General features: G+C 53.9%; 11 protein-coding genes. 8 read left to right on the top strand and 3 right to left on the bottom strand.

The features are described 5' to 3' along the window. Positions 1-42: 42 nt before the first annotated feature. Both purU and ACXUPB_RS12020 read left to right on the top strand, forming a co-directional pair. A complete protein-coding gene (purU, locus tag ACXUPB_RS12025) occupies positions 43-897 on the top strand; it encodes a formyltetrahydrofolate deformylase (protein WP_472952590.1) in 855 nt (284 codons plus the stop codon). A 24-nt stretch (positions 898-921) separates the two neighbouring features. Then, on the top strand, positions 922-1,593 hold the full coding sequence (locus ACXUPB_RS12020; RefSeq protein ID WP_472952588.1) for an energy-coupling factor ABC transporter permease: 672 nt from the start codon (positions 922-924) through the stop codon (positions 1,591-1,593). A 9-nt stretch (positions 1,594-1,602) separates the two neighbouring features. Here ACXUPB_RS12020 and lexA read toward each other — a convergent pair whose 3' ends face one another. Both lexA and ACXUPB_RS12010 read right to left on the bottom strand, forming a co-directional pair. Next, positions 1,603-2,283, bottom strand: a complete 681-nt coding sequence (gene lexA, locus ACXUPB_RS12015) for a transcriptional repressor LexA (RefSeq protein WP_472952586.1) — start codon at positions 2,281-2,283, stop codon at positions 1,603-1,605. Between the two features lie 280 nt (positions 2,284-2,563). Further along, positions 2,564-3,508 carry an IS5 family transposase gene (locus tag ACXUPB_RS12010; RefSeq protein ID WP_101147219.1) on the bottom strand — a complete coding sequence of 315 codons (945 nt, stop codon included), beginning with the start codon at positions 3,506-3,508 and terminating at the stop codon, positions 2,564-2,566. Positions 3,509-3,711: 203 nt separating this feature from the next. Between ACXUPB_RS12010 and ACXUPB_RS12005 the strand changes: the two genes are divergently transcribed. The 4 genes from ACXUPB_RS12005 (at position 3,712) to ACXUPB_RS11990 (ending at position 6,626) form a co-directional block, all read left to right on the top strand. Next, a complete protein-coding gene (locus tag ACXUPB_RS12005) occupies positions 3,712-4,389 on the top strand; it encodes a TetR/AcrR family transcriptional regulator (protein ID WP_335596310.1) in 678 nt (225 codons plus the stop codon). After that, positions 4,367-4,903 (top strand): L,D-transpeptidase, encoded by a 537-nt coding sequence (locus ACXUPB_RS12000; RefSeq protein WP_179917112.1) that lies wholly within the window; start codon positions 4,367-4,369, stop codon positions 4,901-4,903. The genes ACXUPB_RS12005 and ACXUPB_RS12000 overlap by 23 nt, the downstream gene beginning before the upstream one ends. Before the next feature lie 64 nt (positions 4,904-4,967). After that, on the top strand, positions 4,968-5,999 hold the full coding sequence (gene nagZ, locus ACXUPB_RS11995) for a beta-N-acetylhexosaminidase (protein ID WP_472952583.1): 1,032 nt from the start codon (positions 4,968-4,970) through the stop codon (positions 5,997-5,999). A gap of 48 nt (positions 6,000-6,047) precedes the next feature. Next, complete coding sequence (locus ACXUPB_RS11990; RefSeq protein ID WP_007114399.1) at positions 6,048-6,626, top strand: hypoxanthine-guanine phosphoribosyltransferase; 579 nt, start codon at positions 6,048-6,050, stop codon at positions 6,624-6,626. A 20-nt stretch (positions 6,627-6,646) separates the two neighbouring features. Here ACXUPB_RS11990 and ppsR read toward each other — a convergent pair whose 3' ends face one another. Continuing rightward, positions 6,647-7,480, bottom strand: coding sequence for a posphoenolpyruvate synthetase regulatory kinase/phosphorylase PpsR (ppsR, locus tag ACXUPB_RS11985; protein WP_472952579.1), 834 nt, complete (start codon positions 7,478-7,480; stop codon positions 6,647-6,649). 252 nt (positions 7,481-7,732) lie between these two features. Here ppsR and ppsA point away from each other — a divergent pair, with 252 nt between their 5' ends. Both ppsA and ggt read left to right on the top strand, forming a co-directional pair. Next, the gene (gene ppsA, locus ACXUPB_RS11980; RefSeq protein WP_472952577.1) at positions 7,733-10,108 is read left to right on the top strand and encodes a phosphoenolpyruvate synthase; all 2,376 of its coding nucleotides are present in this window, start codon (positions 7,733-7,735) and stop codon (positions 10,106-10,108) included. 107 nt (positions 10,109-10,215) lie between these two features. Beyond that, entirely contained in the window at positions 10,216-12,006 is a 1,791-nt protein-coding gene (ggt, locus tag ACXUPB_RS11975) for a gamma-glutamyltransferase (RefSeq protein WP_472952575.1), read from the top strand. Positions 12,007-12,008: the final 2 nt, after the last annotated feature.

The raw sequence follows: 12,008 nt of genomic DNA, 5'->3' as shown, positions 1-12,008 counted from the left end.
GTTTGTCATAATTAACTTAGCAATAGGTCAAGAGTAGCTCACATGTCTCATTATTATCGTTTAGTGGTTTCCTGTCCTGACCGGGTGGGGATTGTTGCACGGGTATCGAGCTTTATTGCCCAGCAGGGCGGCTCCATTACCGAAGCCAGCCAGCACTCCGATTTAGAAACCGGCTGTTTTTTTATGCGTTACGAAATCTTGGCGGATTCAGTGGGGATGTCGGTGGAGGCGCTACGTGCAGCATTCGAGCCGGTGGCGATCGAATTTGATATGCAGTGGTCATTGGTGGATACACAGCAGCGCCGTCGGGTGGTATTGATGGTCTCTCGAGAGTCACACTGCTTGGTAGATTTACTTTATCGCTGGCAGGCCGGTGAGTTGGATTGCGATATTGTCGGCGTCATTTCCAACCATGATGATATGCGTTCATTGACCGAGTGGTATGGCATTCCTTATCACTATGTGCCAGTCGACCCCGATAACAAGCAAGTGTCGTTTGCCAAGGTGCAAGCAGAAATCGATAGTGCGCGCGCTGATTGCGTCGTGCTGGCGCGTTATATGCAAATTCTGCCGCCTGACCTGTGCGCACGCTATGCAGGGCGGGTGATTAATATACATCACAGTTTTTTACCCTCTTTCGCTGGGGCGAAGCCCTACCACCAGGCATATCAGCGCGGTGTGAAGCTGATTGGCGCCACCTGCCACTACGTCACCGAGGAACTCGACGCGGGCCCGATTATCGAACAGGATATTCATCGCGTTAGCCACTGCCATACCCCAACCGATTTAGTCCGCTTTGGGCGTGATGTTGAAAAAGCCGTTCTCGCACGCGGTTTACGCTGGCATCTTGAGGATCGTGTTTTAGTGCATGGCAACAAGACCGTGGTATTTAGCTAACGCTCGATAAAGTGAGAAGCCGCTATGTCGTTCGCACAAAGTGTACTGGCGCCCTGGGCGCTGATATTCACCTCGCTACTCTCGTTAGGCGTAGTGGTGTGGGCTCTTTGGCGGCGGCCCTGGAAAGCGTTACTGGAAGACACTGCCCTTCAGCACCGTTGGTTAGGCGCAACGCTAGCTGTGGTGCTGATGTGGCAGCTGCGCGCTCAGGCGGTCGACTGGCTAACGCTGCATCTCGTTTTTACGGTATTGATGACACTCGTGTTTAAAGCGCCACTAGCGCTGCTCAGCAATGTACTCATCCATGTGGCAATGGTAGTTATCGGCCGCAATGAGTGGACGTTGCTGGGGGCGAATGTACTGGTAACGGGCATTGTTCCGGCTGCCATTATTGGCACAGTGTGGCGGCTGGTAGATCGCCGCCTGCCGGATAACCTGATGGTGTTTCTATTTGCCTGCGGATTTTTTGGGGCGGCGTTGGCAACATTAGGGGCAGGGCTGGCTGCCGTGCTGCTGATCATCGTGGCAGGCACAGACCCTAACGCTATCTATCTTGCCCAGGAGTATGCTCGCTTCTTACCTCTACTAATGCCTTCAGAGGCGTTTATTACCGGGATGCTGCTGAGTATTCTGCTGGTCTATCATCCTAATTGGGTGGCCACCTTTAATGACCACCGCTATATCGACATGCAGTAGCGACGGTGGTTAGCCCAATGCCTGGCCATTACCGCCACGAATAACGCCAACGCCGACACCTTCGATATCGAGTGACTGTGAACGCAGGTCGATTTCAATGGGCGCAAAGTCTGCATTTTCCGCAAATAGCGTTACTTGGTGGCCCTGGCGTTTGAAGCGTTTAACCGTTACCTCATCCTCTAGGCGTGCCACTACAATCTGGCCATCGCGCACCCGCTCGGTACGGTGAACTGCCAATAAATCACCTTCTAAAATACCAATATCCTTCATCGAAAGGCCTCGCACACGCAGCAAATAATCGGCTTTAGGAGTGAAGTACTCGGCTGGCAGAGGGCAGTAACGGTCAATATGCTCAGCAGCTAGGATAGGGCTCCCGGCGGCTACTTCGCCAATCACCGGTAGGCCAGCAGGCGAGGCTTCAATATTGGCAGCGGGCAACGCGCTTAAGGTGCTGTCTACTACCTCTTGGGGCTCTTGATTAGGTAGGCGAATACCGCGTGACGTATTGCGAATAATGCGAATAGCGCCTTTACGCTCTAGCGCGCGCAGGTGCTCTTCCGCTGCGTTAGGTGAACGGAAACCCAGCGCTTTCGCAATTTCAGCACGGGTCGGAGGGTAGCCAAATTCGCCCATGGTCTTAACAATAAAATCAAATACGTGCTGTTGGCGAGCGGTTAGCGGACGCGACATACCAGACTCCAATAATAGTGAATAGACAGTAACAAATTAAATGTCGATTTAATCGATAAGTGGTTAAGTATACAGTATGTTCCTCTGTCCAGTATATGTCTTGTCAACCCCTATCGAGAAAGGCCCCCGAATTTTTCCTAGGGAAGGTCTGAATAACTGCCGATATTCATCACCGCTCACTTGAGCCGAGAAAAAATCGAAAATTCAGACATTCTTCTCCCGTTCTTTGTGTATTTTTGCCCGTTTCCCGCTCATTGAGCGGAAAACGGGCGCAATCGCCCTATTCCCATAGGTATTTCTCACTGATCAGCAGGTTGCTGAACGCCGCCAGCAAGTGCAGGCGCTGAGTGTTTTTGGCCAGTCCACGATAGCGAGCCTTGCCATAACCAAAAACTTGTTTGATGTACCGAAAGGGGTGCTCCACCTTGGCACGGATACTGGCTTTGATTTTTTCGACTTTCTGTCGCCTGGCATCTAGCTGCTTGCGGGTGCCAGGCCGTTTGGCAATATACCAAGAGACATCGTTGCGGTGCTTGTGCTCGTCTCGTTTTTGAATACCAAGGTAACCGGCATCACCGAAGACGCGTTGCTCTTCACCGTGAAGGAGCTTATCGGCAGGCACAATGTCATGGACATTGGCAGCCGTGGTCTCAATGCTGTGAATCAACCCAAGCTTATCGTCGACACCTATGTGCATTTTCATGCCAAAGTGCCAAGAGCTACCTTTTTTAGTTTGGTGCATTTGCGGATCGCGCTCGCCTTTTTTGTTTTTGGTGGAACTAGGCGCAGAAATGATAGTGGCATCGACAATGCTCCCTTCGCGCAGCATCAGGCCATTTTTCTCCAGGTGGTTGTTCACTTCCTGGAACAGCACCTTGCCAAGGCCGTGGCGTTCCAGAAAATGGCGAAACTTGAGAATCGTGGTTTCGTCCGGCAATCGGTCCAGTTTCAAACCGGCGAATTGGCGCATGGACTCGATCTCGTAGAGGGCGTCTTCCATGGCCGGATCGCTCAGGTTGTAAAACAATTGCATGCAATGGACGCGGAGCATGGCAGACAGTTGATACGGAGGCCGCCCGCTCTCGCCCTTGGGGTAATAACGGGCTACCTTCTTCTCCAACTGCGTCCAGGGGATCAGCTTGTCCATCCGCTCCAGAAAGAGTTCGCGGCGGGTCTTTCGCTTCTTGTTCTGGTACTCGGCTTCTGAGAAGGTGATTTGATCCATGGCAGCACTGAATCCTATGCAGTTGACGATAGCCGTATTATCGCTGATGGCAGTGACTTTTTCAGAGCTTCCCTAATCGTTTTAAACTAAGCTTCTACTGATATAGACAGCCATATTCCATCAGAAAATCAAGCGTTGAGCCCTCCAACGTAATGGCATAGAATTTTGCTATGTTTTAAACACTCGTTTCCCCGGAGAGCGGCATGGCTCAATCTGATACGGTAACTCGAATACTCGACACCGCGGAAGTGCTGTTTGCTGAGCGAGGTTTTGCTGAAACATCGCTGCGCAACATCACTAGCAAAGCGCGCGTCAATTTAGCGGCGGTGAATTACCATTTTGGTTCCAAAAAAGCCTTAATTCAGGCCGTGTTTTCACGCTATCTGGACCCGTTCACTCAGCGTTTTCATACCGCGCTTGATGAACTTGAAGCCCAGCATGCAGGGCGCGTTATTCCGTTGGAAACGCTACTCGAAACAATGGCGACCAGCGTGCTGGCAGTGCCTGCCGAGCGCAACAGTTTAAAGGTGTTTATGCGCTTGCTGGGCCTTGCCTATAGCCAAGCGCAGGGGCACCTTCGGCGTCATATTCAGCAAGAGTATGGTGATGTGTTTACCCGCTTCACTGAGCTAGTGCGTCAAGCAACGCCCGACTTGCCTGACGCGGAACGCTTTTGGCGGCTACACTTTATGCTTGGTACGGTGATTTTTACGCTTTCAGGCCTTGATGCACTGCGCGACATCGCTGAAAAGGATTATCACGAGCAGGTCACCGTGCGGGATTTGGTTAGGCGGTTGCGCCCGGTAGTGGTGGCTGCCATGAATGCACCGTTGCCCCCAGCACTTGAAGAAGGAAAATATGCGAACGCCCAAGCTCGCTGAGCTTCCCCCTGTAGAGAACATCTGGTTGGAAATCGATACCACACAGCAGCAGCTACGCTGTTGGCGAGGGCCGAAGGTGCTGCATGAGTGTGAAGTATCGTCTGGCCTCGCGGGCGTCGGTGAGTACAATGGCAGTGGCAAAACACCCCAGGGTTGGCACTATATAAGAGCCGCTATTGGCAGCGGGATGCCTGATAATGCGGTATTTCGTGGTCGTCGCTGGACGGGAGAGGCATTTTCTCCTGCGCTAGCTGAAGCATATCCGAAGCGGGATTGGATTTTGACCCGCATCCTGTGGCTATGCGGATTAGAAAAAGGCGTGAACCGTGGTGGACAGGTCGATTCACAGCGTCGCTATATTTATCTTCATGGTACGCCACCTGATCAGCCCATGGGCGTTGCTGCCTCCCACGGCTGTATTCGTTTACGCAATAGTGATTTGCTCTATATCTTTTCGTTAGCGTTACCAGGTACCCCCGTTTGGTTGCACGGCGGTCGTCAGTCATTTGACTAATCCGTTTTGACACCGCTAGACGATCGTCTAGAATCACCGCCTCTTTTTTAATGGACCTATCACGATGACTCAACCGTTAGGCCCGGTCATGCTCGACCTTGAAGGCCCGAAATTAACGGCCGCAGAAAAGCGCTTGCTGCTAGAACCGTCGGTAGGGGGGGTTATTCTGTTTGCCCGCAATGTCGAGAACGGCTATCAAGTACGCCAACTATGCAGCGATATTCGACGTGTGCGTGCGGACTTATTGCTTGCTGTTGATCAAGAGGGTGGCCGCGTTCAGCGCATTAAAGAGGGGATGACGCGCCTTCCCGCCATGGCTCGCATTGGGGAGTGTTATAGCGCTAATCCCGATGACGGTCTTGCGCTCGCAAAAGATGCTGGCTGGCTATTGGGCATGGAAATGGCTGCCTGCGGTTTGGATCTTAGCTTTGCTCCGGTACTGGATGTCGAAAGCGGCGTCTCAAGTGTTATTGGTGACCGAAGTTTTAGCCGCGATCCGCAGCATGTGGCTCAGCTTGGCAGCGCCTTTATTCAAGGGCTCCATGATGCTGGTATGGCCGCTGTCGGGAAACACTTCCCCGGTCACGGCGGCGTCGCGGCAGACTCTCACGTTGCGCTGCCGGTGGATGACCGTCCGCTAGAGGTGATTAAACAACGCGACCTGGTGCCCTTTGCCCATTTAGCCGCGCCGTTAGACGGCGTGATGCCAGCGCATGTGATTTACAGTGCTTTCGATCCGCGTCCTGCCGGGTTCTCCCCTCATTGGTTGGGCATGCTGCGTGAATCGTTGGGCTTCAAAGGCTGCATCTTTTCTGATGATTTAAGTATGGCGGGCGCCCACGAGGCGGGTGGGCCCAAACAGCGAGCCCAGGCAGCGCTAGCGGCGGGTTGCGATATGTTGCTGGTGTGCAATGATCGCACCGCGGCACTTGAGGTGATTGAAAACTGCCGGGGTATTGAAACCAAGCGTCCCGCCAAACTGCGCTACAGCCGTGCACGGCCTGATATTGATGCCCTAAGTGCGTTGGGCCGATGGCGTCGTACCCACGCTAAGTTGGAAGCATTGGCTGATAAACCGAAACCCAATGCTGTGTAAATTCACACGACTCATGTAATTGAAGCTTTTAACCCGCCTGGAGTTTAGATGTCAAAGTTGGATAAAGAAGCCTTAGAGTCATTGGACTCAATGCGTGAATTGATGGATAACGCCGACTGCCTTATTTCTCAGCAAGAGGTAGAGCGGGCACTTGATCGTATGGCGGAAGCGATCACGCGAGATTTAGGCGACAAGCTGCCGGTCTTTTACTGCGTTATGAATGGCGGCTTAATCACTACAGGGCATTTGCTAACCCGGCTGGGCTTTCCGCTTGAAGTGGATTACTTACATGCCACTCGATACCGCAATGAGCTGCGCGGCGGTGAGCTGTTTTGGCGTGTGTCTCCTGAGGTGCCGATGGCGGGGCGCCATGTGGTGATCGTTGACGATATCTTGGACGAAGGCGCCACGCTAGCCGCCATTTTGGCTTACTGCGAAGAAGCTCAGGCAGCCAGTGTCACGACGGCTGTATTGGTGGATAAACAGCACAACCGCAAAGCGGTACCCGGTTTAAAGGCCGACTACTGCAGCTTGGAAGTCGCCGACCGTTATGTGTTTGGTTTTGGGATGGATTACAAAGGCTACTGGCGAAACGCGCCGGGAATTTTTGCCCCAAAAGGAATGTAAGTTAGCCGCAGTATGAATCGTTAGCGGGGCGAAAAGCGCCTCGCTAAGCCCGTTTCCGCAATCATCCGCGTTGATATCTCTTCTACCGAGAAGCGCGTCGCATCAATAAAGGGAATGTGCATGGTGCGATAAAGCGACTCCGCTTGCTCTACTTCTTGAAGACACTGGTCAATAGAGCTGTAACGGCTATTCGGCCGCCGTTCATTACGGATCGCTGATAAACGCCGCGCATCAATGGTTAACCCAAACAGTTTTTGACGATGGGGCGCGAGCGCCTTGGGCAGTTTTAACATGCCATCTTCGTCTAAATCATCCTCCGTCAGCGGATAGTTGGCCGCTCGAATGCCGAACTGTAAAGCCAGGTAGAGCGAAGTAGGGGTTTTGCCGCAGCGCGAAACGCCGACCAGAATGATATCCGCTTTATCGTATTGGTGGGTTCGAGCACCGTCATCATTATCCAGCGCGAAATGGACGGAGTGAATGCGATCCATATAGACGTCATCGCTGCCAATCGAGTGCGTGCGCCCAACGCTGTAGGAGGAGTGGGTCTCAAGCTCCTGCTCCAAGGGCTCCAGAAAGGTTGAAAAAATATCGACCTTAAATCCCGATGCCTGACGAATAACGTCACGAATTTGTTGATCCACAATGGTGTCGATAATGATCGGGCGATGGCCGTCGCGGTTGGCCGTCGACTCAATAATCGCTGCTAACGCCTGCGCTTTTTCCAACGTATCGATATAGGGCTTGGTCTGCATATCGATTTCAACATCGCTGAACTGGGCCAGCAAGCTACGCCCTAAGCTCTCAGCTGTGATGCCGGTGCCATCTGAAATAAAAAAAGCCGTACGTTTCATAACGAAATCCACTGGTGAGTGATCCGGCTATTGTGAGCCGTGCCGTTTGCCAGCACAACGGGCCATCATCGGTTGTCCTGGGGGAAAATGCGCCCGACTACATAAATAGCCCAAAAAGCTCTGCTGTTGTAAAAATCCTCCACTCTCTTCGCTATTAGACCAATGGCGAATATATTGACGCGGTGCTAGGGTGTCTTGGTCAATTATCCATGGTCTTCAAAACCATGCCGATATCTAGAGCGAGGGGGTTACGTGGAAGAGTACATTCTGTGGTTCGATCAGCTGGGTATGGCGGATGTCGAACGCGTAGGTGGTAAAAACGCCTCGCTGGGTGAAATGATTTCTAACCTGTCCGGTGCTGGCGTAACGGTTCCTGGCGGTTTTGCCACCACCGCCCACGCTTATCGTGAATTTCTCTCCCACGAAGGGTTAAACGATCGCATTAATGCCACCCTGGCGCGCCTGGATGTCGACGATGTTAAGGCGCTGGCCGAAGCGGGTCGTAATATACGCCAATGGATCATCGATACTCCGCTGCCTGCTACTTTTGAAGCGGCCCTGCGTGATGCCTATGGCCAACTGCAGCAACAGCACCCGCAACTGAAAGTGGCCGTGCGCAGCTCTGCTACCGCTGAAGATTTACCCGATGCTTCCTTCGCGGGTCAGCAGGAAACTTTTCTCAATATTGAAGGTTTCGACAATATTAAACGTGCCGTGCACGAAGTATTTGCCTCGCTGTTTAACGACCGCGCTATCTCCTACCGCGTCCATCGGGGCTACGCCCACGAAAATGTTGCTTTGTCGGCCGGTGTGCAAAAGATGGTGCGCTCTGAGATCGGTGCGTCGGGCGTTATGTTTACCTTGGATACCGAGTCTGGCTTCCGCGATGCGGTTTTCGTTACTGGCTCCTGGGGCTTAGGCGAAACCGTGGTGCAGGGCGCAGTCAATCCCGATGAATTCTACGTGCATAAACCGACCCTAGCGGCGGGCCGCCCGGCAGTGCTGCGCCGTAACTTGGGCTCCAAGCTGATCAAGATGATTTACGGCCAGGATGCCAGCGCCGGTAAATCCGTTGAAACCGTGGATGTGCCTCATCAGGATCGCAGTCGCTTCTGTATTAATGATCAACAGGTGATGGAGCTGGCTCGTCAGGCCATGACGATCGAGCAGCACTACCAACGCCCCATGGATATTGAGTGGGCACTAGATGGTGATGATGGTGAGCTGTATATCGTTCAGGCGCGTCCTGAAACGGTCGTTTCCCAGCAGGAAGGCGGCAAGCTTGAGCGTTTCCAGCTGCGCGAAAAAGGCCGCACATTAATCACCGGACGAGCGATTGGACAGCGCATTGGCCGCGGTACCGTCAAAGTGGTGCTCAGCCCTGACGATATGGACAAGATCCATGACGGCGATATTCTGGTCACCGATATGACTGACCCGGATTGGGAGCCAATTATGAAACGCGCTTCCGCCATCGTCACCAATCGCGGCGGGCGCACTTGCCATGCTGCCATTATTGCCCGTGAATTGGGCATTCCAGCGGTAGTGGGGTGCGGCGACGCGACGACCCAGCTCAAAGAGGGCATCGACGTTACGGTTTCGTGTGCGGAAGGCGACACCGGCAATGTCTACGAAGGGCTGCTGGAGTTTGACTGCAAAGTCTCCAGTGTTGACGCCATGCCGGAAATCCCCTTCAAAATCATGATGAATGTGGGCAATCCCGATCGCGCCTTCGGCTTCGCCAGCCTCCCAAACGCGGGTGTAGGCTTGGCGCGTCTCGAATTTATTATTAACCGCATGATCGGCGTTCACCCTAAAGCGCTGTTGGAGTACGACACGCTGCCAGTGGATCTACAGCAGGTGATCGATTTACGGACGGCCGGTTATGCCGACCCCGTCAGTTTTTACGTCGATAAACTGGTTGAGGGGATCTCGACGCTGGCAGCCGCGTTCCATCCGCAGCGTGTGATCGTGCGGCTGTCAGACTTCAAGTCTAACGAATACGAAAACCTGATTGGCGGTAAGCTCTATGAGCCGGGGGAAGAGAACCCGATGCTCGGTTTTCGGGGTGCGTCGCGCTACATTTCTGAAGCGTTCCGGCCCTGCTTTGAACTTGAATGCCGTGCCCTGAAGCGGGTGCGTGAAGAGATGGGGTTCGAGAATGTGGAGATCATGGTGCCCTTCGTGCGTACCACCGACGAAGCGCGAGAGGTGGTAGAGCTGTTGGCCGCCAATGGTTTGGAGCGAGGCGGTCCGACAGGCTTGAAAGTGATTATGATGTGCGAACTGCCAGCTAACGCCCTGCTAGCCGATGAGTTCCTTGAGTACTTTGATGGGTTCTCTATCGGCTCTAACGATTTAACGCAGTTAACATTGGGGTTAGATCGTGATTCGGGCATCGTTGCACATCTGTTCGATGAGCGTAATGGGGCGGTTAAAAAGCTGCTTGCGATGGCGATTCAGGCGTGCAAAGCGAAGGGGAAATACGTCGGCATTTGTGGCCAGGGGCCGTCAGATCATCCTGACCTGGCTAAATGGTTGATGGAGCAGGGTATTGACTCTGTATCACTTAATCCCGACGCGGTATTGGAAACCTGGTTTATGCTCGCAGGGCAAAAAATCGAATAGTTATATTTATTTTGACTAATTTACGCCCGGCCATTGTGCCGGGCGTCGTTGTTTTTATAGGCTACTCTTCTGGAGTGGTTTTTAAATTTGTCGCGGAGAGCGCTGAGATGTCCCCAAAGTCAATTAAGTTCGCGCTACCTGTTTTGCTGGTGGCGCCATTATATAGCTGGGGGTTTAGCTATGAGACTCCTTCAATTTCACCCGAAAGCGAGTCTGGTTACGAAGAGAAGCCGGGCTGGGCGGCGGAGTCGTTTGCGGTGGCCGCGGCCAATCCGCTAGCCACCGATGCTGGTTATCAAGTCCTTAAAGCCGGTGGTAACGCCATTGATGCGACCATTGCGGTGCAAATGGTGCTGAATTTGGTGGAGCCGCAATCCAGCGGTATCGGCGGCGGAGCTTTTTTGATGCTCTACGATGGCGACGAAGTGCGTGCCTACGATGGGCGTGAAACGGCCCCCCAGGGCGTTAATGGCGAGCTGTTTTTACAGGATGGTGAGCCGATGGCGTTTAATGACGCGGTGGTTAGCGGTCTATCAGTAGGCGTGCCGGGCACGCTGCGTATGCTTGAGAAGGCTCACGCTGAGCATGGTGAGCTGGCATGGGCGGAACTGTTTAAACCGGCGATTACCTTAGCGGAAGAGGGGTTTGCCGTTAGCAACCGGCTGCACACCAGCCTTGAAAGCGATGAGTTCCTGCGCCAAGACCCTCTGGCGAGCCAATTTTATTACGATGCTGAAGGCGAGCCCATTGCCGTCGGTGAAACGCTCAAAAACCCTGCCTTGGCTGCGGTTTTACGCCAAGTCGCTGAGCAAGGCAGCGCCGCCCTGCATGAAGGGGCCGTAGCCGAAGACATCGTTGAGCGCGTTCAGAACCACCCTGAGCGCCCAGGCAGCTTGTCGATGGAGGACATGAGTGGCTATGAGGCGCTTGACCGCGAGCCGCTGTGTACGCCTTGGCAGCAGTGGGAAGTGTGCGGCTTCCCGCCCCCTTCGTCGGGTCATCTGACCGTGATGCAGATTTTGGGCATGCTCGAACAACAGCCGTTGCTTGAAGCCCCGTTCGATAACGGCGCTCCAAGCAGCGGGTGGTTGCACCAGTTTCTGGAAGCCTCGCGGCTCGCTTTTGCCGACCGCGGTCGTTATATCGCCGACCCGGACTTTGTCGAAGCACCGGGGGGGGATTGGTCATTGATGCTGGCCCCTGACTACCTGGAGCAACGCAGTGAGCTCATTGAAGAGATGAGCATGGGCGACAGCGCTGAACCGGGTAATCCCGGCGAGCTTGCCGTTAGTTGGGCCAGCCAGCCCGATCAGCCTGAGTATGGCACTAGCCATATCAGTATTGTGGATGAGGAGGGCAATGCGGTGGCCATGACGACCACCATTGAGCAGGCGTTCGGTTCGCGCATTCTCTCGGATGGCGGAACGGGCCTAGCGGGTGGTTTCCTGCTCAATAATGAGCTCACCGATTTTTCATTTTCCCCTGAAGTGGATGGCGACCCTGTGGCGAACCGAGTCGAGCCAGGCAAGCGCCCGCGTTCCAGCATGAGCCCTACGTTGGTATTCGATCAAGAAAGCGGTGAGCTAGTGGCCAGCTTGGGTTCGCCGGGTGGTGCGGCGATCATTCACTATACGGCCCGCACTCTAGTCGCGCTGCGTGACTGGGGGCTGAGTGCCCAGGAAGCGCTCAATCTTCCCCATGCCATTACGTTGGGTGGCGATGTTTACGTCGAAGAGGGGCGTTTTCCTGAGGAAACTATTGCGTCACTACGCGAGCGAGGCCACACGGTCAGCGAACGGGAGTTGACCAGCGGGCTACAGGCCATCAGGCGGCTTAACGATGGCACACTGTTTGGCGGCGCTGACCCACGCCGTGAGGGTGTGGTGATGGGCGATTAGGA

The sequence above is a fragment of the Vreelandella sp. DA03-1M genome, from assembly GCF_055725665.1.
This window is presented reverse-complemented; position numbering and strand designations above follow the sequence as displayed.